At 65.5% G+C, this 20,672-nt stretch carries 17 protein-coding genes; 7 read left to right on the top strand and 10 right to left on the bottom strand.

The annotated features are described in order from the left end of the window. Window positions 1-112 precede the first annotated feature (112 nt). Window positions 113-5,002, bottom strand: coding sequence for a response regulator (locus GV035_RS06975; protein WP_159834239.1), 4,890 nt, complete (start codon window positions 5,000-5,002; stop codon window positions 113-115). Window positions 5,003-5,551: 549 nt separating this feature from the next. On the opposite strand from GV035_RS06975, the gene GV035_RS06970 reads away from it, so the two are divergent. Further along, window positions 5,552-6,466, top strand: a complete 915-nt coding sequence (locus GV035_RS06970; RefSeq protein WP_159834238.1) for a tetratricopeptide repeat protein — start codon at window positions 5,552-5,554, stop codon at window positions 6,464-6,466. Between the two features lie 82 nt (window positions 6,467-6,548). Beyond that, on the top strand, window positions 6,549-7,037 hold the full coding sequence (locus GV035_RS06965) for a low affinity iron permease family protein (RefSeq protein ID WP_159834237.1): 489 nt from the start codon (window positions 6,549-6,551) through the stop codon (window positions 7,035-7,037). Between the two features lie 168 nt (window positions 7,038-7,205). Here GV035_RS06965 and GV035_RS06960 read toward each other — a convergent pair whose 3' ends face one another. The 5 genes from GV035_RS06960 to GV035_RS06940 form a co-directional block, all read right to left on the bottom strand. Then, window positions 7,206-8,162 carry an ABC transporter permease gene (locus GV035_RS06960; RefSeq protein WP_159834236.1) on the bottom strand — a complete coding sequence of 319 codons (957 nt, stop codon included), beginning with the start codon at window positions 8,160-8,162 and terminating at the stop codon, window positions 7,206-7,208. A gap of 1 nt (window position 8,163) precedes the next feature. Beyond that, window positions 8,164-9,171, bottom strand: coding sequence for an ABC transporter permease (locus GV035_RS06955; protein WP_159834235.1), 1,008 nt, complete (start codon window positions 9,169-9,171; stop codon window positions 8,164-8,166). After that, complete coding sequence (locus GV035_RS06950; protein ID WP_159834234.1) at window positions 9,168-10,730, bottom strand: sugar ABC transporter ATP-binding protein; 1,563 nt, start codon at window positions 10,728-10,730, stop codon at window positions 9,168-9,170. Before GV035_RS06950 ends, GV035_RS06955 begins: the two co-directional genes overlap by 4 nt. Before the next feature lie 70 nt (window positions 10,731-10,800). Further along, on the bottom strand, window positions 10,801-11,808 hold the full coding sequence (locus GV035_RS06945; RefSeq protein WP_159834233.1) for an ABC transporter substrate-binding protein: 1,008 nt from the start codon (window positions 11,806-11,808) through the stop codon (window positions 10,801-10,803). Window positions 11,809-11,917: 109 nt separating this feature from the next. Further along, window positions 11,918-13,021 carry a LacI family DNA-binding transcriptional regulator gene (locus GV035_RS06940; protein WP_442859529.1) on the bottom strand — a complete coding sequence of 368 codons (1,104 nt, stop codon included), beginning with the start codon at window positions 13,019-13,021 and terminating at the stop codon, window positions 11,918-11,920. Between the two features lie 191 nt (window positions 13,022-13,212). Here GV035_RS06940 and GV035_RS06935 point away from each other — a divergent pair, with 191 nt between their 5' ends. Continuing rightward, entirely contained in the window at window positions 13,213-14,013 is an 801-nt protein-coding gene (locus tag GV035_RS06935; protein ID WP_159834232.1) for a phytanoyl-CoA dioxygenase family protein, read from the top strand. Continuing rightward, window positions 14,010-14,969: an aldose 1-epimerase gene (locus tag GV035_RS06930; RefSeq protein ID WP_159834231.1), complete on the top strand. Its 960-nt coding sequence runs from the start codon at window positions 14,010-14,012 to the stop codon at window positions 14,967-14,969. Before GV035_RS06935 ends, GV035_RS06930 begins: the two co-directional genes overlap by 4 nt. A 234-nt stretch (window positions 14,970-15,203) precedes the next feature. Here GV035_RS06930 and GV035_RS06925 read toward each other — a convergent pair whose 3' ends face one another. From GV035_RS06925 to GV035_RS06910, 3 genes are all read right to left on the bottom strand, one after another. Continuing rightward, window positions 15,204-15,500 (bottom strand): hypothetical protein, encoded by a 297-nt coding sequence (locus GV035_RS06925; RefSeq protein ID WP_159834230.1) that lies wholly within the window; start codon window positions 15,498-15,500, stop codon window positions 15,204-15,206. A 405-nt stretch (window positions 15,501-15,905) separates the two neighbouring features. Next, the gene (locus GV035_RS29055; protein ID WP_201303922.1) at window positions 15,906-16,238 is read right to left on the bottom strand and encodes a hypothetical protein; all 333 of its coding nucleotides are present in this window, start codon (window positions 16,236-16,238) and stop codon (window positions 15,906-15,908) included. A gap of 144 nt (window positions 16,239-16,382) precedes the next feature. Beyond that, a complete protein-coding gene (locus tag GV035_RS06910) occupies window positions 16,383-16,604 on the bottom strand; it encodes a hypothetical protein (protein WP_159834227.1) in 222 nt (73 codons plus the stop codon). A gap of 139 nt (window positions 16,605-16,743) precedes the next feature. Here GV035_RS06910 and GV035_RS06905 point away from each other — a divergent pair, with 139 nt between their 5' ends. The 3 genes from GV035_RS06905 (at window position 16,744) to GV035_RS06895 (ending at window position 19,846) form a co-directional block, all read left to right on the top strand. Continuing rightward, window positions 16,744-17,103: a DUF3140 domain-containing protein gene (locus tag GV035_RS06905; RefSeq protein WP_236572468.1), complete on the top strand. Its 360-nt coding sequence runs from the start codon at window positions 16,744-16,746 to the stop codon at window positions 17,101-17,103. Window positions 17,104-17,198: 95 nt separating this feature from the next. Next, the gene (locus GV035_RS06900) at window positions 17,199-18,410 is read left to right on the top strand and encodes a putative DNA modification/repair radical SAM protein (RefSeq protein WP_159834226.1); all 1,212 of its coding nucleotides are present in this window, start codon (window positions 17,199-17,201) and stop codon (window positions 18,408-18,410) included. Window positions 18,411-18,412: 2 nt separating this feature from the next. Then, window positions 18,413-19,846, top strand: a complete 1,434-nt coding sequence (locus GV035_RS06895) for a UdgX family uracil-DNA binding protein (protein ID WP_159834225.1) — start codon at window positions 18,413-18,415, stop codon at window positions 19,844-19,846. Here the strand turns inward: GV035_RS06895 and GV035_RS06890 are convergent. Beyond that, complete coding sequence (locus tag GV035_RS06890) at window positions 19,843-20,631, bottom strand: SDR family NAD(P)-dependent oxidoreductase (RefSeq protein WP_159834224.1); 789 nt, start codon at window positions 20,629-20,631, stop codon at window positions 19,843-19,845. The two genes, GV035_RS06895 and GV035_RS06890, sit on opposite strands and share 4 nt — an antisense overlap. Between the last annotated feature and the right edge of the window lie 41 nt (window positions 20,632-20,672).

Here is a 20,672-nt window from a genome sequence, read left to right as displayed (position 1 = left end):
CGCGTTTCTCGGCTTCGTGCGGCTTTCGGCGGGCGCGGTGCGCGTCGCGCACGTCAGCGCGATGGCGGGCGTCGCCAAGCGTGCGGCCCAGGAAAACGCGAAGCCGAGTAGCTCAGCGCACCGACGCCGCGCGCAGCGCCTCCATCAACGCGAGCGGATCATACGGCTTGCGCAGCCGGATCGCATGCGGCAGCGCCTGCCGCTCGTCGTCGCTCAGTTCGAGGTCATAGCCCGTGACGAACACGACGCCTAAGCCCGGTGTCCGACGCGCCGCCGCTCGCGCCAGCTCGACGCCGGATTCGCCCGCCAGATCGACGTCGGTCAGCAGCACGTCGAAGCGATGCTCGCTCAGGCGCGCGCGGGCTTCTTCGACGCTCGACGCTTCGATGAGTTCGAGGCCCATCGTGCGCAGCAGCTCGGCGCTGCTCGTGCGTACCATCTCGTTGTCTTCGACGAACAGCACGCGCAGCGGCGACGCGTCGTCGATCGGTTCGGCTGAGCCAGCATCGGCGACATCGACGGCATCCGTAGTGGCCGGCGCGATGTCGCGCGCGCGCTGCCCGAGCACATGGCGAATCTTGCGGGCAAGCGCCTCGTGCGTGTACGGCTTGCTCAACAGGTCGATGCCTTCATCCAGCCGCCCGGCGTGGACGATCGCGTTATCCGTATAACCCGAAGTGAACAGCACCGCGATGCCCGGCACGCGCTCGCGGGCCTTGCGCGCCAGCTCCGTGCTGCGCAGCGGGCCGGGCATCACGACATCCGTGAAGAGCAGGTCGATCGGCACGCCGCTTTCGACAATCGCGAGCGCGCTCTGCGCATCCTTCGCGCGCAGCACGCGATACCCCAGATCCGCGAGCAGATCGACGACGGTCGCGCGCACTTCCTCGTCGTCCTCGACCACCAGAATGGTTTCGCTGCCGCCTTTCGCCGGTCCGGCATCGACGTTCGTTTCGAGGTCTTCTTCCTGCCGCGCGCGGGGCAAATAGATGCGGACCGTCGTGCCGTGGCCTTCCTCACTGTACACCTTCACGTGCCCGCCCGATTGCTTGACGAAGCCGTACACCATCGACAGGCCGAGGCCCGTGCCTTGCCCTTCGCGCTTGGTCGTGAAAAACGGCTCGAACGCGCGTTCCTGCACTTCCGGCGACATGCCCGAGCCGGTATCCGTGACGGCGACCATCACGTACTGGCCGGGCGTCACGTCGGCGTTGCGCATGGCGTAGGTTTCGTCGAGCGATGCGTTGCCGGCCTCGATGGTCAGCTTGCCGTGGCCGTTCATGGCGTCGCGTGCGTTGATCGCGAGATTGAGCAGCGCGTTCTCGACCTGAAAAGGATCGACGAGCGTGTTCCACAGCCCGCCGGAGACGATGGTTTCCACTTCGATGCCGTCGCCGAGCGCGCGCCGGAACATGTCGTCCAGACCGCGCACGAAGCGGCCGAGATTCACGACCTTCGGCGCGAGCGGCTGGCGCCGCCCGAACGCGAGCAGTTGCGAAGCCAGATTCGCGCCGCGCGCCACGCCCGCGAGCGCGCTTTTCACGCGCTGCTCGGGCTTGTCCTGTCCCGCGACGTCTTTCGCGAGCAGTTGCAGATTGCCGCCAATCACTTGCAGCAGGTTGTTGAAGTCGTGCGCGACGCCGCCCGTCAGCTTGCCGATGGCTTCCATCTTCTGTGCCATGCGCAACGCTTCTTCCGCGTGCCGCAGCGCGTCGGCGGTTTCGCGGTCCGCGGTCACGTCGCGGCCCACGCCATGAATGCGCCGCGTGCGCGGATCGAGCGACAGCGTCCACGCGATCCAGCGCCAGGCGCCGTCGATGCGCCCGAGGCGGCCCTCGTAGCGCACGGGCGCGCCGCTCGCGCGCAGCTTGTCCAGTTCAAGGGCGACGCCGGCGCGGTCGTCGGGATGCACGAGGTCGAGCATCGTGCGCGCATGCAGCCGCTCGCTATCGATGCCGAGCACCGACGACCATGACGGACTCACGCGCAACAGCGCGCCATCGAAGCTCGCGATCACGAACAGGTCTTCGCTCAGTTCCCACAGCCGGTCGCGGTCCGCCACGACTTCCGTCACGCGGCGCTCCAGCGTTTCGTTGAGATCGCGCAGCGCGGACTGCGCCTTGGCGCGCTCGGCGATCTCGTTTTGCGCGGCCTGAAAGAGCCGCGCGTTGTCGATGGCGATGGCCGCCTGCGCCGCGATGCCCTTCGCGATGCGCTCGGCGCGGTCGGTGAACACGCCCAACTCGGGATGACCGAAGAACAGGCCGCCGAGCACTTCGCCCGTGCGCGAGACGACCGGCGCGGCGAGATAGCTGCGCACAGGAAGATGGCCCTTCGGCATGCCGAAATGCGGCGAGTTGTGGCCGTAGCGCGGGTCTTTCGTGATGTCGTCGGAGCGCATGATGCCGTGGCCGGCGAACGTCGGCCCGAAAACGGCGGTGTTGCGCGGCATCGGAAACTTCGCGAAGCTCTCCTTCGGCGCGCCGGAGAGCGCGTACAGCGTGTAGCTGCCGCCTTCGTCGTCGAGCACGTTGTAGAAGAACGAACCGAAGGCGGCGGCGGTCAGCTCCGTGGCCGCGTCGGTCACGACCTGCACCACGCGCGAGAGATCGAGTTCGGCGGCCACCGTCGTGCCGACGCGGTTCAGTACTTCGAGCACGCGCGACTCTTCGCGCAGGCGCTGCTCCGTTTCGCGGCGCAGGCGCGAGAGCCGCAGGTTGCTCGCCACGCGCGCCAGCAGTTCTCGCGCCGAGAAGGGCTTGGTCAGATAGTCGTCCGCGCCGGCTTCGAGGCCGCCGACGCGCGCTTCTTCGCCCGCGCGCGCCGACAGCAGCACGACCGGCGTTTCGCGCAGGGCTTCGTCGTCGCGCAGCGCGCGCAGCAGCCCGAAGCCGTCGAGGCGCGGCATCATCACGTCGGAAACGATGACTTCCGGCCGCAGCGCGACCGCCGCGTCGAGCCCGGCCTGACCGTCGGCGGCGACGCTCACGTCGTGGCCCGCGGCGGCAAGCAGGCGGCGCATGTATTCGCGCAGATCAGCGTTGTCGTCGACGACCAGCACGCGGCCCGCCAGCGCGTCCGATGGCGCCGACGCCTCGGCTGCGTCGGCGAGCGGCGAATCGAGATCGGCGGCGTTGAGCGCGGTGGCGTCGGCGGCGGTGTGCGCATCCGGCGTCCAGCGCAACGCGGCATCGACGAAGGAGCGCGCGCGGCTGCTGGCTTCGGCGCGCGGGGCGTCGGCGCGCGAGGCTGCGTCTTCGTGCGCGGCGGGCAGCGTCACCGTGAAGCAGGTGCCTTCGCCGAGGCCGCTCGTCACGCGGATGCTTCCGCCGTGCAGCTTGACGAGTTCCTGGACCATCGCGAGTCCGATTCCGCTGCCTTCCACCGAGCGGCCCGTCGCGCCCGCCACGCGATGAAACCGCTCGAAGACGCGCGCCTGCTCGTGCTCGGCAATGCCGATACCCGTATCGCACACGCTCGCTTCGATCCAGCCGTCGCTGTTCACGCGCAGCGCGACCTCGATACTGCCCGCCAACGTGAACTTGAACGCGTTCGACAGCAGGTTCATCACGACCTTTTCCCACATGTCGCGGTCGATGTCGGCAAGCACCGGCGTGTCGGGGATATCGGTGCGCAGCGTGAGCCCGGCGCTTTCGATCGCCGAACGAAACAGCGACGCCAGTTCGGCCGTGAACGCGGCAATGTCCGTGCGCTTGCGATGAATCTCGATGCGCCCCGCCTCGATGCGCGAGAAGTCGAGCAGCGCGTTGACGAGCGTGAGCAGCCGCATGCCGTTGCGATGCATGATCTCGACGAGCCGCATGTCCTCGGGCGGGACGCGGCTGCGGTCCGCGAGCATTTCTTCGAGCGGGCCGAGCATCAGCGTGAGCGGCGTCCTGAACTCGTGGCTGATGTTGGAGAAGAACGTCGTCTTCGCGCGATCGATTTGCGCGAGCGCCTCGGCGCGGCGGCGTTCCTCGTCGTAGGCGTGGGCGTAGCCGATCGCGGCGCTGATCTGCCCGGCGACGAGGTTCATGAACGTGCGATAACCGTCGTCGAACAGGCGATACGGATTGAGCGCCGCGATCAGCACGCCCGCGTGGCCGGTCTCGCCGGTCGGGGCGATGGGAAGCATGACGGCGGTCGTGGGCGCGGCCTTCCATGCGCCCGTCGGCAACGAAGCACCGACGTGCTGATGCAGGTTCGTCACGAGGACCGCGCGGTTCGCGCGCAGCGCGTGCTGGAACGGCCAAGGGTCGTCCCTGCCGGCGTGCAAGGTCGCGGGCGCGGCGGGATGCCCCGGCGCGATGCCGCATGCGCCGACGAGCGTCGCCGTCTCGTTGCCCGGCTCCACCGCGTAGAGCAGCGCGAAGGGCAGGTCGCGCGGCGCGCTTTTCAGCGCGTTCATGGAGCGTTCGCTGGCCTCGCGCCAGGTGCGCGCGTCGGCGGCGGAAGTCGCCAGTTCGCGCAGCACGGTCAGTTGCCGTTCGCCGAGCACGCGCTGCGTGTCGTCGCTGTTCGCGCAGATGATGCCGCCCGCGCTGCCCCGGTCGTCCGGAATCGGGCTGTAGGAGAACGTGTAGTAGGTTTCTTCCGGGAAACCGTTGCGCTCCATGATCAGCAGCTTCTGCTCGACGAACGTGCCTTCGACGCCCGCCAGCGCCGTGTCGAGGAGCGGTCCGATATCGTTCCAGATTTCGCGCCACACGACCGAAGCCGGCTGTCCGAGCGCCTGCGGATGCTTGCCGCCGATGATCGACCGGTACGCGTCGTTATAAAAGAACAAAAGCTCGTGGCCCCAGCCGATCCAGATCGGCTGGCGCGATGTCAGCATGATCCGAATGGCCGTCTTCAGGCTCTGCGGCCAGTTCTCCGGGGCGCCGAGCGAGGTCCGCGTCCAGTCGAAGCTCCGGATCAGCGCGCCCATTTCCCCGCCGCCGAGCAGAAAGCTTGGGTCGAGGCTGCTGGCGCTCGGGTCCGGGTTCAGATTCTCGGGAGTCATCGACGCTGAGTCTCCTCGCTTTGTCTCTCGATCAAGCGGCATGGTTGAACGGTATGTCTTTGGGATGACGCTGATTGAAACGCGCGCCCGGAATGGCTCCGGGATTCTCGCATGGAAACGGTCCCCGACTGTTTCGGCGTGCGCGCTCGCAGGGGGCTTTAGCAAGGTTCGTGACAGCAGGTGGCGGTGTGACGCTCGCGGGAGTAATTCAGTAGTGTTTTTCGCGCCGTGATTTGCGGCCTGCTTTCTAATTCGACATATTTTTTTGCACTATACTCAATCGAATCCGTTATCGTTCTTTTCTCCGCGAATCGGCCAATGTGCGAAACGCGGCTTCGACGCGTCGATCAAATCGCTTTTCAAAGAAATCACGGCACGCGCGCTCAAGGCGGCTATCGCGGGGCGCAGTCGTCGCGTCTCATCGGCTGAGGCATTAGCGTCCGCCATGAATCGGCACAGTGCCCATTTTCGTTTCATATTCGCGGACGCTTAATCAGCATTATCGACAAGGCAATCCGCCGCATTCAACTCTGTTGCATAAAAACGCTCATGAACGAACCTATCAATTGGAATGAAATAAGCCTGACCGAACGCGAGGCCATTCTTCGGCAACAGCTTGCCCTTCATCCGGAGTCAGCCGCGACAGCCAATAATCTGGGCCTCGTGCTGCGCCTCTTGGGCCGTCTTCCGGAAGCCGAGCAGATGTTTCGGCAGGCGCTCGCGCTGCAGCCCGAGTCGCCCGAGATCCTCGTCAATTTTGCGCTCGTCGCATTCGATCAGGGCCGTATCGAAGAGAGTCAGGCGACCTTGACGAAGGCGCTGGCGCTGCGTCCGGATTTCGCGATGGCCAGGTTCACGCTCGGCTGTACGTTTCAGGCACAGCAACGCCTCGACGACGCCGCGAATGCTTTTTCGGAGGCAATTGCGGCGCAGCCGGATTTCGCGCAGGCGCATATCGGGCTCGGTCAGACGCTCTTCATGCGGAACCGCTTGCCCGAAGCGGAAACAGCGTGCCGGCGCGGCATCGATCTGGCGCCGGGCGTGATCGATGGTCATCTTTCCATGGGCGATATTTTGTGCGCGGCAGGCCGGCTCACCGAGGCCGACGCGTCGTTCAACCGGGCGCTCGCCATCAATCCGCAATCGGCGGAAGCGCACTGCGGTCTGGGCAACGTCGCGCATCGCCGCTATGACATGCCAGGCGCCGAAGCGGAATTCCGCAAGGCCCTGGAGTTGCGTCCTGTCTTCTTCGAAGCGAGCCGCGGTCTTGGGTTCGTGCTGCTCACATTCGGCCGTGCGCAGGAAGCGGAGGCGGCGCTGCGGCAGGCTTTATTCGTGAGGCCGGACGACGAAGCCGCGAAAAACGCCCTGAACACCGCGCTCGCGATGCCGAGAGCGCAGCCGCGTCCGGGCGTTCAGACAAGCGTCGAAACGCTGGTTGCCCGGCGCAACCCCTCCGCGTGATGCCGTTGGGCCGGGTCAGTCGAAACGCTTCTGCAAGGAACGAATCTTGCTTCGCGCCCTGTTGACACGAAGGGAGGAAAGCATGGAAAGCAAACATCGAACCTCGACTGACCAGATCGAGACCATTCCCGATACGTCCAGCCCGGCCTATGCCAAATCGCATCCGTTGATGCGCGCGTTCGACAGTTTCGCGAGCCTCGTCACGCGCTGGGCGGGCTCGCCGTTCGCCTTTGGGCTGGCGGTGGCGAGCATCGTCGCGTGGGTCGTGACCGGCCCGATCTTCCACTACTCGGACGGCTGGCAACTGGTTATCAATACCGGCACGACCATCATCACGTTTCTGATGGTGTTTCTGATCCAGCAGAGCCAGAACAAGGACAGCGTCGCGCTGCATCTGAAGCTCAATGAACTGCTCGCGACGCATCGCGCGGCAAGCAATCATCTGATCGGCATCGAGGATGCGAGCGAAGAGGAATTGCGCCGGCTCGCGGCGGCGTATCTGCGGCTGGCAGCGGAAGGCGGCGACGGTGCGGGTGGCGCGTCGCCGGGGGAGCGCGCGAAGACGAACTGACGCCCCGCCGCCGATTCGTACGCGGCGTCACCAATCTTCCTCGAGTCCCGGCAGCGCCGTATCGACGACGATGCCGCGCTCGCGGAGATCGCCTCAGAGCGTCGTCGCGAGAACCTTCGCCTGCGGTGCCAGTGGCGGCATGTAAGGTTGCGCCCCAGTACGAGAACCTCAATGCGTGACTTTCGTCGCCACGACGCGCCGGTTCAGCACGCGCGCCTGCAACACGATCACGAGCAGCAGAAAGAGCCCGCGAATCACCGACTGCCAGTAAGCCGACAGACTGATATAGCCGAGCCCGTTCTCGAAGTTCAGCAGATTGAAGACGAGCCCGAGCAGCGCGACGCCTGCAATCGTCATCGCGATGGAGCCTTCGCCGCCCGTCAGCCGCGTGCCGCCGAGCACGACGGCCGAGATCGCGAACAGCTCCCAGCCGACGCCTTCGTTGGGCTGCCCCGCGCCGAATTGCGCCGCGAGAATCGCGCCCGCGATGCCCGCCAGCAGCCCGCTCAGCGCATAGACCGCGACGAGCGTGCGATCGACGTTCAGGCCCATCAGCCGCGATGCCTCCTCGCTGCCGCCGATAGCCAGCGCATGGCGCCCGAAGCGCGAGCTGCGCAGCGCGATCCAGCCGAGCACCGCCGCCACGAGCGACACGATGCCGGGAATCGGCAGGCCGAACAGATCGCCTTGTCCGAAGGCGGCGAAATTCGTGTCCGACGCAATGGCGACGGCGTCGTTATGGCCGAGCAGCAGCGCGAGGCCGTGCGCGCCGAGGCTCGTCGCGAGCGTGACGATGAAGGGCAGAATCCGCATATGCGTGATGACGAGACCGTTCAGCACGCCCACCGCCAGCCCTGCTAAGGAGCCGGCGAGCACGCCGGCCACGCCGCCATGCGGACTCGCGAGCGCGGCGACCGCGCTTGCGAGCGCCGCCACCGCGCCCACCGACAGATCGATCCCGCCCGTGATGATGACGAACGCCATGCCGATGGAGATGAGCGCGAACATCGAGTTGTATCGCCAGAACGACGTGACGTTGTAGGCCGACGCGAAGTGCTCGTAGCGCACGACGCCCAGCACGAGCAGCGCCACCAGCGCGATGAGGATAGGAAGGTTCTTCTTCATGTCATGAGCCCCGGCGGCGCTGCACGTAGACGGCGGCGATGATGATCGCGGCCTTCAGCACGAGCGCGGCGGCGTCCGGAATGCCGTGCGCGAGCAGCGTGTACCGCAATAGCTGGATGATGAGCGCGCCGATCAGCGTGCCTGTGATGTACGCCTTGCCGCCCGTGAGCGCGGTGCCGCCCACCGCGACGGCCGCGATGGCATCGAGTTCGACGCCGAGGCCCACGACGTTCGCATCCGACGACGAATTCACGGAGATCGAAATGAGCCCGGCGAGACCCGCGAGCGCCGCGCACGCGGTGTACGCGATCAGCTTCACGCGCGCCGTCGGAATGCCCGAGAGATACGCGGCGTCCTCGTTGCCGCCCGTCACGAGCAGGTACTTGCCGAAGAGCGTCTTGCGCACGATCCACGTGAAGACGGCGACCAGCGCGAGCATCAGCAGAATCTGGAACGGCACGCCCGCGACCTTGCCGAGCGCGATCCACTGAAACGCGGGATTGTTGAACGCCTGCAGGCTGCCATCCGTGACGACCTGCGCGATGCCGCGTCCCGCGATGAAGAGCACGAGCGTCGCGACGATGGGCTGCACACGAAGCCGCGTGACGAGCAGTCCGTTGAACACGCCGCACAACGCGGCGGCGAGCACGGGCAGCGTGAAAGCGAGCAGGATGCCGAGCGGCCCCTCGATGTTCATGAAGAGCATCGGCGCAAGCGCACCGGCAATGGCCATCGACGCGCCCACGGACAAGTCGATGCCACCCGTCGCCACGACGAGCGTCATGCCGATGCCGACGATCACGATCGTCACCACCTGCGTGAGATTGACGTTGAAGGTCTGAAGCGACCAGAAATGCTCCGTGAAGATCAGGTTGAACAGAATCATCGCGATGAGCACGACGACCTCGCGCTGAATCGCGATGCCGCGCCGCTTCTTCGCGGGCGCAGTCTGCGCGTCGGCGGCGAGCGGCGCTGCCGGTTGCGGTGCAGGTTGCGTCTTGTCGATCATGAGTCGTTTCCTTGCGCGGCCGTCGCTTGCGCGAGCGCCGATGTTTCACCGGACCCGTATGCGATCGCATCCATGATTGACGCCTCGTTCATCTGCGAACCGTTTAGTTCTGCTACTGTTTCGCCGTCGCGTATGACGACTGCGCGGTCGGCCACGGCAGTGAGCTCTTCCAGTTCGGACGCCGACAACAACACGGCCATGCCCGCATCGCGCAGTTCGCGCACGATCTTCGCGACATCCGCTTTCGCGCCCACGTCGATGCCGCGCGTGGGTTCGTCGAGCAGCAGAAGACGCGGATTCGTCGCGAGCCAGCGCGCGAGCAGCACCTTTTGCTGATTGCCGCCCGAGAGTTCGCGTATCGGCTGGTCCGGCGAACGCAGCTTGATGCCGAGCGACGCGATGAAGCCATCCACGATCTCGCGCTGCTTCGCGACATCGACCACGCCGCGCTTGGTCAGCGCGGGCAGGCAGACGAGCGTGAGGTTGTCGCGCACGGACAGCTCCGGCACGATGCCTTCGGCCTTGCGGTCTTCGGTGAGATACGCGATGCCGCGGGTGATCGCGTCCTTCGGCGACCGGAACGCGGCGCTCTCGCCGCTCACCGTGAGCGATCCGCGCGCAGGACGGTCCGCGCCGAACAGAAGACGCATGGTTTCCGTGCGGCCCGAGCCAAGCAAGCCTGCGAGACCCACCGCTTCGCCCGCATGCACGTCGAGCGATACGTTCGTGACTTTCGCGCCCGCCGCGAGCGACTGCGCGCTCAGCGCCACCGCGCCGCGCTTCGCGAGATTCTCTTCCTTGACCGCGCTGTCCTCGTGCACGACGGCGGCGAGCGTGCGGCCGAGCATCGTCGTCACGAGCTTGAGCTTGTCCATCTCGTGCATCGTGCTTTCGGCGACCGTCTGTCCATCGCGCATCACGGTGACGCGGTCGCAGAGCGCATAGAGTTCGTCCAGCCGATGCGATACGAAGATCACTGCACGCCCGTCGTCGCGCAACCGGCGCACGACGGTGAAGAGCAACTCGACTTCGCGCTCGTCGAGCGATGACGTCGATTCGTCCATGATGACCATCTTCGCGTCGGACGAGACGGCTCGCGCAAGTGCGACCATCTGCTGAATCGCGGTCGAATAATCGCGCACGGGCTTCTTCACGTCGATATGCAGTCCGAACGATTCGAGCAGTTCGCTCGCGCGCCGCTGCACCGTTTTCCAGTCGATCAGACCGAAGCGGCGCGGCTCGCGGCCAAGAAAGATGTTCTCGGCCACCGAGCGGAAGGGCACGAGATTGATCTCCTGATAGATCGTGCTGATGCCCGCTTCGCGCGCTTCCTTCGGCGTGCGGAAATCGACGTCGCGTCCGTCGAAGCGGATCGTTCCCGCGCTCTTGCGATACGCGCCCGTCAGAATCTTGATGAGTGTCGACTTGCCCGCGCCGTTCTGGCCGATGAGCGCGTGCACTTCGCCGGCCGCCACGGTCAGGCGTGCGTGCTTCAACGCCGCCACGCCGCCGAAGGCAATGTCGATGTCCTGCATGTCGAGTAGGGGAGCAGTAGGCATGCGGCGCTATCCGTCCTTTGAAAAAGCGAGCGCCCGAAGGCGCCCGCGAAACCAGCGGATTCTGCTTCGCTCAATAGCCGTACTGCATGCTCGCGTCGACGTTACTCTTGTCGTAGAAGCGATCCGAAACCTTGACCCACGGCGGGATGGTCTCGCCCTTCGCGTACTTCTGCGCGACATCGCATGCAAGCGGTCCGAAGAACGGGCTCGACTGCACGCTTGCGCCCAGTTCGCCGGCCTTGATCGCTTCGAGGCCGCCCTTGGTGCCGTCGATGGTCACGAGCACGATGTCCTTGCCCGGCTGCTTGCCCGCCGCCTTGATCGCGGCGATCGCGCCGAGCGCCATTTCGTCGTTGTGCGCGTAGACGGCGGTCACGTCGGGATGCGCCTGCAACAGCGTCTCCATGACCTGTCGCCCCTTGTCGCGCGCGAAGTCGCCGCTTTGCGACGCAACGATCTTCATGCCCGGGTTCTTCGCGATGACTTCGTCGAAGCCCTTCTTGCGGTCGTTCGCGGCGGAGGCGCCGGTCGAGCCTTCGAGTTCAATGATCGTGGCTTTGCCGTTGGTCGCCTTCACGAGCCAGTCGGCGGCGCGGTGGCCTTGATCGATGAAATCGGAGCCGATGAACGTGATGTAATCGCGCCCGGCCTTCGCCATCGACTGATCGATGTTGCGGTCCACCAGAATCACCGGAATGCCGGCCTTCTTCGCCTGCAAGACGACCGGCGCGAGCGGCTTCTCCTCACGCGGCGGGAACACGAGCAGGTCGACGTGCTGCGCGATCATGCTCTGAATGTCGGACACCTGTTTGGCCGCCGAACTGTTGGCGTCGGTCATCACCATCTGCCAGCCGCACTTCGACGCCACGTCCTTGAAACTCTTTGTCTCGGCGAGCCGCCACGGGTTATTGCTCTCCGTCTGCGCAAAGCCGACCTTCAGTGGCTTCTTGTTCGGGATTTTCGGCAGCGCGTCGTCGGCGGCGTGCGCGGCACTGAAGCCAACGGCCAACGCAAGCGCGGTCAGGGCGGCGGCGAGCGGGCGCAGGCCCGAGCGGTGTTTGTTCTCTAGCGACAGCATGTCTTCCTCCGATATGGATGATTCGTCTTGTTGGTAACGCCGATGCTTTGTTGTTGCCCGGTCTGTCTGATGCGAGAGATGCTGCTGGCCTGCGTGCGGTTATGAATGGCTAATCGCTAATATTATGAATGGCGAGTTGTCTCGCTTCGGTCATTACCCGGACGGACCCGCGTTCGATCAGCGGGCCGTCCAGCTTCACGGTGCGGCGTCGTAACGGGGCGCCGACGGCGCGGTTGTGTTCCTCTTGCAGCAACGTTTCGACGGCCCAGCGGCCGAGATCGTAATTCGGCAGCACGACGGTCGATAACGGCGGATGCGTATGGCGCGCGATCTCCTGATCGTCGTAGCCGACGACGGAGACATCGTCCGGCACGCGCAGCCCGAGTTGCTTGAGCGCCTCGATCGCGCCGAGCGCCATCAGGTCGTTCGCGCAGAAAATGGCCGTCGGCGGGTTCGGCTCGCGCATGAGCGAGAGCGTCTGCTCGAAGCCGGTGCCCGAACTCCAGTCGCCTTCGCGCACGAGTTCCGGCGCGAACGGCAGGTCCGCCGTGGCGAGCGCGGTGCGATAGCCCTTGAGCCGGTCGCGCGCCGCGTCCTGCCACGGCTCGCCATTGATATAGCCGATGCGCCGGTGCCCCGCCGCCAGCAGATAGTCGGTCGCCGTGTGGCCGCCCGCGACTTCCGCCGGCACGACCGACGACAGATTCGCCTCGCTCGCGTAGCAGTTGAGCAGCACCGTCGGCACTTTCGCGAGCGCGGCGGGCAGCGCGACGCGCCGCGTGTACACGGTCGCGTAGATCACGCCGAGCAGGTTCGGATTGCCGAGCGTCGCGTCGAGCACGCGTTCCTCGATCTGCGCGTTGCCGTGCGTCGAATAGACGGCCAGAAGGCGTCCATGCGAGAACGCGGCGTCGCGCGCGCCGTCGATCGAGACGACCGGATGCGGGCTCGTCGAGATTTCATCGGCGAGATAGACGATCAGATTGCGTTCGCCGTGCGCGCCTGGCGCCTCGAAGGCGTCCATCGCGGCGGGCTCGCGCGGCGTCATGCGATAGCCGAGTTCCTGCGCCGCGCGCAGCACTTTCTCCCGCGTCGCGTCCGAAAACTTCGCGCCGCTCGCATTGTTGAGGACGAGGGAAACCGTCGATTGCGACACTCCGGTGAGTTTCGCGATGTCGGTCATCGTCGGGCGGCGTTGCGTGGTTTTTTTCATCGGACGCGAGCGGCGTATGAGGCTTGGCGAAAGAAGTTACCACTAATATTAGTGATGAACAACACGGAAACTACCTAGCCCGAACGCTGCCGGCTGAGGGTTTTCACGGACTATTACTAATAATATTGACGACCGGATTACAGCCATGCCATTCTTGTTTTCGATCGATTCACGACCGAAAGGAGCGGCGCATGGGCCGATACGACGAGACGACGAGAGACGCGCTTGCACAAGCGTTCGAGCGAGACGGCTTTGTGCTGCTGCCGGATCATTTCGACCGCGCGAAGATCGAAGCGTGGCGCGACGCGTTCGCGCCGCTGTTGCAGCCGCACGTCGATGCGGCGCGCGAGGCGTCGGCGAGCGGCAATCGCGGGCCGGGCCGGTATTACGTGACCTTGCCGTTCGAAGGCGAATTCGCGGATCCGTCGATCATTTGCGACGAGGATATCGTCGGCATTGTCGAGCGCGTGGCGGGGCGCGATCCGGTCATGTGCCAGCTCGCCACGGATACGCCGGTGCGCGGCTCGGACTTTCAGGACTGGCATCGCGATACGCCGCCGCTTTTCGACGACGCGCCCGAAACGCCGTCGTTTCAGCTTGCGGTGAACTTTCCGCTCGTCGATGTGGACGAGCGCAACGGTTCGCTGGAAACGACGCGCGGCACGCACCGCATCTCACGCGAAGAAGCCCTCGCGGGCCTCGCCGATGGACGTTTCCCGCCCGAGCGCGTGCCGATGCGCGTCGGCGACGTGATGATCCGCGATGTGCGCGGGCTGCATCGCGGCACGCCAAATTACACCGACGAGCCGCGTCCGATGGTCGTCATCGGCTATAGCCGCGCGTGGTATTTCCGGCCCGAGGTGCATATCGACGTGCCGCGCGCCGTGCTCGCCGACTTGCCGCCGCGTGCGAAACGGCTGTTGCGCTACAACCCGGTGGTCGAGCGCACGCAGCGCATCTTCGACGAAAACTACCGGCAGTTCGCATATTGAGCGCCGATCGAACCGCGTCCACGCCTGCCGCCGGCGCGCTCGTGGAATTGCGCCACGGCGCGCGGCGCGTGCTTCTGGCGCCGCATGTCGGCGGCGCGATCGCCGCTTTCTTCGACGCCCGCGAGCCGCACGAAGGCGGTGCGCTGCACTGGCTGCGTCCGGCGACCGTCGATGCGCTCGCCGCGCGCAATCCGCTCGGCATGGCGAGCTTTCCGCTCGTGCCGTACTGCAATCGCATCCGCGATGCGCGCTTCACCTTCGACGGTGCGCCCGTCGATCTGTCCGGCGACGGCAACGCTTTTCCTCATGCGCTGCACGGCATCGGATGGCGGCGGCCGTGGCGTGTCGATGCCGCGTCGCAGGCGAGCGCACGGCTCACGCTCACGCACGAGCCGTCGCATGAAGCCGCCCACCATTGGCCGTTCGCGTTCGAGGCCGCGCAGGACATCGCGCTGGATGCGCAGTCGCTGACCGTCACGATGTCGATGCGCAATCTCTCCGATCGGCCGATGCCGTTCGGCCTCGGCCATCATCCGTACTTTCCGCGCACCGCGCACACCTATGTGCATTCGCGCGTGACGTCGATGTGGCATACGACGCCCGATCCTTTGCCGACGCACGCCGGCCCGCACCCGTGTATCGATGCGCTCGCCTCGCCGCAAGGCATGTCCGCCGATGCCTTCGATCTCGACAACAACTTCGCAGGATGGTCGCGCGAGGCGACGATTGCGTGGCCGCGCGAGCATCGCTCGGTCACGTTGCGCGCGGAAGCGCCGTTCGATTTCACGGTGATTTATGCGCCGTCGTCCCACGGGTCGCTGCTGTGCGTCGAGCCGGTCAGCAACGTCGCGGACTGGGTGAACCTCGATGTCGAGCAGGCGTTGAAAGGTGGCGGCGTGCTTGCACCGGGAGAGTCGGTGAGCGCGCGGTTTTCGCTCACGCCGCAGGTGGCGTAGCGCGGTGGCGGCCATTGCGAAAGGCCGAGTGTCGCAAAGACTTTGTAGGAAGGCGCGCTCGAGCCGATGCGGTTGCAGCGTACGCGCGAGTCATCGCTAGGAGCGCAAACGCTCTTGTCATGCACACGCCGAGTCAGGCGCGCGCCAGTGCAACGCTGGCCGCGCCGGAATGCTGAAAGGCGTTCGACGGCTAAAAGATCGGCGGCGCAAGGCTTGTCCCGCGCGCCGTTGCGCTCACTGACCAAAGAACACGTCGCAGCGCGGCTGGCCGCTGCATCCGTCCGCGCTGCGTCCGCCAGCCGACACGCTCGTGCCGTTTCTCGTGCCGCCGTAGGCGTGTTCGTCGACAGTGGAGTCGCCCGTTGCCGGGTCTGCTTGCGGGGCGGTGCGCGGCGTGTCCATTGGCCGCATTGTCTGCACGAGTTGTTGCGCGGCTTCAGGCATGCCCTGGGCGCGGGCGTTGCCGATGCCCGCGACAAGCGCGCAGGCCGCCATCATCGCAACGATCTTCGGGGTCAACTTCGTCTTCATGTTCCGGCTCCTCAAAAACGAATGCGCAAGCAGCCGGGAACACGTTCTCGGACTCCATGCAGCGTTGGATCAACCGCGCGCCCTGAAGTCTTGCGATGCGAGCGCGCAACGGAAGCGGCATCGAGCGCGATCGCCGCAAAGCGAACGCAATGCAATGCCGAAGGCGCAACGACGCAAACGGACCCGTCGAACCGTTGAAGGCGATGCCGCGAGATTGTCGTGTCCGTCAGGCGCGATCAGAAACCGCGCAGGCACACAGTAAGGGCTGGGAGGAAGACGCGAAATCCCTATATGGAAGGGATGCGCAAGGAGGGAGATAGAGGCGACGAACGGCCCCGAGGCATGAGGACACCCGGTCCGCGGAAGCAGCGAGGCGAACCGGGCTTCTACTAAAAGCAAGTACCGTTATTCCGAACTCGACGTGCCGCCATTGGACGAACCCGAGCCGCTCTTCTTGTGCATCTTGTTCATCTTGCTGCTCGAGCTGCTTCCCGAACCCATGGTGGAGGAGCCGGATGCGCCCGAGGTTGCGCCGGTCGTGCCATTCGCGTTCGGGGTGCCCATGCCGGTGCCGCCCTGACCTGCGCCATTGCCGCCGGCCGTGCCGCCGCCCGCGCCCGCACCGCCAGCGCCTGCGCCGCCCCCACCTGCACCGCCGCCCGCGCCCTGCGCAAACACGGCGCCGGACAGGCTCAGGATCATGGCGGATACGAGCAAACTCTTCTTGGCGTTCTTCATGGTGCCTCCCTTGAATTGGTGGTTTGATGCGCGCCGTTTCGTTCTGCCTGGGCGGCGTCGCGGCTTACACGCTGCAATCCGTGTGCCGCGCCTGTAAGCGTCCGCGCATTTGACCGAAACACCTTGGAAGGCAGGCCGATGCCGTCAAGCCAGCGCCTCGTCGCACCATTCGATGGCCCACGCCCGCGCGCAATGCAGCGCGTCCCATTCGTTCGCGAAGGAATCGAGGTCGCCGGATTCGTGGACCTCCACGTTCGGCGTGTGTTCGTTGGGCGCGCTGGTGATGCGGGCGTGTGCGTAGAAGCTGCCGTCTTCGTCGTGGCGTGCTGTGCAGTCGATATGGAAATTCTTGTAGTCAAAACGCATGAGGAGTTCTCCGCAAAAGTGCTCGTCGAATCACGGCAAGCACGCCCGTCCCGCACGCGCCACGCCAGCCAGCTTCGCCGCTGGAGCGTCGCTTGCTCGACCCTGACGATGCCGATGAATCGACCAATGGAGCGCGCACGTGACCACGCATGAGACACATGGACAATCGTCCGACGGCGACGATAAGGCGACGTACGACGAGTTCAAAACGCTCGTCAACATGACGGCGCATCAGTTGGAAAAATGGCTCGAGACGGATGACTCGCGTGCTGTCGGCCAGAAGGATGGCAACGCGGAGTCGGTAGGGCATCAGTCGGGGCGGCGGATTATCGAATTGCTCGGCGCAAAGAAGAGCGATTTGCATGCCGACGACTACGCTCACATGCGCAAGGTGACCGGCTATGTGAAGCGCCACCTCGCGCAGCACCCGCACGGCGATATCGAACATACGAAGTGGCGCTACTCGCTGATGAACTGGGGCCATGATCCGTTGAAATAAAGGCGCGGCGCCGCAATGTGGCTGATACCGTGCAGTTTGCAAACTTCCTGCATCACCATTAGCGTACTGTATAAATATACAGTATCATAGCCAAGATGGAACTGTCCGAAAAGCTCGAAATTCTTGCGGATGCCGCGAAGTACGACGCATCGTGCGCGAGCGGCGGCGCGCCCAAGCGGGAGTCGCGCGGCGTCGAGGGGCTGGGCGCGAGCACGGGCTCGGGCATTTGCCATAGCTTCACACCGGACGGCCGTTGTGTGTCGCTGCTCAAAATTTTGTTGACCAACTTCTGCCTGTACGACTGTCAGTACTGCATCAACCGGCGTTCCAGCAACGTGCCGCGCGCCCGGTTCACGCCCGAAGAAGTCGTCACGCTCACGCTGGACTTTTATCGTCGCAACTACATCGACGGCCTGTTCCTGAGTTCGGGCGTGATTCGTTCGTCGAACTACACCATGGAGCAACTGGTGCTCGTGGCGAAGACCCTGCGCGAGAAGCATCAGTTCCGCGGCTACATTCATCTGAAGACGATTCCCGACGCCGATCCCGGCCTGATCGCGCAAGCGGGGCGCTACGCGGATCGTCTGAGCGTCAATATCGAACTGCCGACGGAAATTAGTCTTGAGCGGCTCGCGCCGGAGAAAAGCGGCCGCACCATCAAGCTGGCGATGGGCAATATCCGCGTCGCACGCGAGGAGTCGGAAGCCGAGCCGCGCGCGCCGCGCTTCGCGCCGGCGGGTCAAAGCACGCAGATGATCGTCGGCGCGGACGAAACGGACGATCGCACCATCCTCGGCACCGCCGAAACGCTGTATGGCTCGTATCAGTTGAAGCGTGTCTACTACTCGGCTTTCAGTCCCATTCCGGACAGTCCGTCCGGCGTGCCGTCGAAAGCGCCGCCGCTATTGCGCGAGCATCGGCTGTATCAGGCCGACTTTCTGATGCGCGGCTACGGTTTCAACGCGGCCGAATTGCTGGGCGATGCAGGCAATCTGCCGCTCGACGTCGATCCGAAGCTCGCATGGGCGCTCGCGCATCGCGAGCGTTTTCCGGTCGATCTGAACGCCGCGCCGGTCCGCATGATCGCGCGGGTGCCGGGCATCGGGATGCGCAACGCGAAACGCATCGCGGAGCTTCGCCGGGCGCGGCGCGTGCGCTACGCGGATCTCGTGCGGCTGCGCTGCGGCATGGACAAGGTCAAGCCGTTCGTCGTGACCGAGGACTATCGGCCGCCGCTCGCCGAGGCGTCGTCGGACCTTTTGCGAAAGGCGCTTGCCACGCAGCCGGTGCAGCTTTCGCTCATTTAGCGATGCACGTCATCACGATCGACGACGACTTCGAAGCCTGGCGCAGCGCGGCGCTCGCCGCGCTCGCTCAAGACTTGGCGCCCGAGTCGATCGAATGGCGCACGCAGCAAAGCGACGCCCCCACGTTGTTCGCCGCATCGACCGAAAACGCCGCGCCGTCCGCCGATGCCGCGCAGGTGCGCGTTTCGCGCGAGCTCGCCGCGCTGCTCAGGGACGCCGCACATTTTCGCGACGAGCGTCGCTGGAGCTTTCTGTATCGCGTGCTCTGGCGCTGGACGCACGGCGACCGCGCGGTGGCCTCAGCTGCCGATGAAGACGGCGCGCGTCTCTACAAGATGGCGAAAGCGGTGCGCCGCGCGCAGCACGACATGATCGCGTATGTGCGCTTTCGTCAGCGCGATGCGTCGCTTGGGCCCCCGGAATACGTCGCGTGGTACGAGCCGGATCACGACGTGCTCGCCTGGAGCGCGGATCACTTCGCGGCGCGCATGGGGCAGTCGAGCTGGCTCATCACGACGCCCGAGGGCGCGGCCATGTGGAACGGCGAGCGTCTGCAAATCGAGCGCCGCCGCGCGCTCGCATCCGACCATGCTTCCGACACGCCCGACGCCGCCGAAGACCTCTGGATGACCTACTACCGCAGCATTTTCAACCCCGCGCGCCTGAACGAATCCGTGCTGCATCAGCAGTTGCCCGTGCGCTTCTGGAAGGGTTTGCCGGAAGGCGCGCTTATTCCGCAGCTCGTCAGCGATGCACGCGGCGGCGCGCGGCGTGTCGCGCAGGCGCGTGCGGTCGGCGCGCTCGGCGGCAAGATTGTGCAGGTGGAAGCGCAGGACGCGCAGCCGGAACGCGACGCGCCCACGTCGCTCGACACCTGCCGCCGCTGCGATCTCTGGCGCCACGCGACGCAAGCCGTCCACGGCGCGGGCCCCGCCGATGCGCGCATCATGCTGCTCGGCGAGCAGCCGGGCGATCAGGAAGATTTGAAAGGCGAGCCATTCGTCGGCCCCGCCGGCCAGTTGCTCGACGACGCCATGCGCCAGGCGCAGGTGCCGCGCGAGCACGTCTATCTGACGAACGCCGTGAAGCACTTCAAGTGGGAGCCGCGCGGCAAGCGGCGTCTGCACAAGACGCCCGCGCAGCAGGAAGTCGAAGCGTGCTCGTACTGGCTCGAACGCGAGCTGGAGCAAACCAGGGCGCGCGTCATCGTCACGCTGGGCGCGACGGCGCTCACCGCGCTGCTCGGCAAGCGCGCGACCTTGCGGGCGCACGTCGGGCGCGTCGTGCCGTATGGCGACAAGCTGATCGTCGCCACGTATCACCCGTCGTACGCGCTCAGGCAACTTGACGACACCGCGCGGGACAAGACCATCGCGGATATCGTCGATGCGCTCGCGAAGGCGCGGTCGCTGGCCGCAGAGACGCAGCCGGGCTAGAACGCCGCGCGCACCACGCCGCCGTCCGCGCGCAACGCCGCGCCGTTCGTCGCCGACGACAACGCCGAGCACACGTACACCACCATGCTCGCGATTTCCTCGGGCGTGATGAACCGCTTGAGGAGCGAACTCGGCCGCGCTTCCTCGAAGAAGGACTTCTCGACATCCTCCATGCTCTTGCCGCCGGACAGCTTCTCGACGAACTCGGTCACGCCTTCGGAACTCGTCGGGCCGGGCAGGACCGCGTTCACGGTCACGCCGGTGCCCGCGCAGGTTTCGGCGAGGCCACGCGACAGCGCGAGTTGCGCGGTTTTCGTCAGGCCATAGTGAATCATCTCGACCGGAATCTGGATGCCGCTCTCGCTGCTGATGAACACCACGCGGCCCCAGTTCTTCTCCTTCATCTTCGGCAGATAGGCGCGCGAAAGCCGCACACCCGACATCACGTTCGCGTTGAAAAAACGCAGCCAGTCGTCGTCGGAAATGTCTTCGAACGGCTTCGGCTCGAAAATGCCCATGTTGTTCACGAGAATATCGACCTCGGGGAAGCGCGCCACGAGCGCCTCGACTTGCGCGGCGTCGGAGACATCGCCCGCGAAACCTTCGGCTTGCGCGCCCGGCACGAGCTGGCGCAGCTTGTCGAGCGCGGCATCGACGGACGATTGCGCGCGTCCGTTCACGATCACGCGCGCGCCTTCACGCGCGAGCGCGACCGCAATGGCATGACCGATTCCCTTGGTCGATCCGGACACGAATGCGAGCTTGTTGCCGATTTGCAGATCCATCGTTGCTCCTTCTTAGCGGGTAGGTGAATGGCGGCGCGCGG

Origin of the sequence: Burkholderia sp. 8Y, assembly GCF_902506145.1 — a bacterium.
Classification (GTDB): Bacteria; Pseudomonadota; Gammaproteobacteria; order Burkholderiales; family Burkholderiaceae; genus Caballeronia.
The sequence above is the reverse complement of the archived record's forward strand: the minus strand, read 5'-3'. Positions and strand labels throughout refer to the sequence as shown.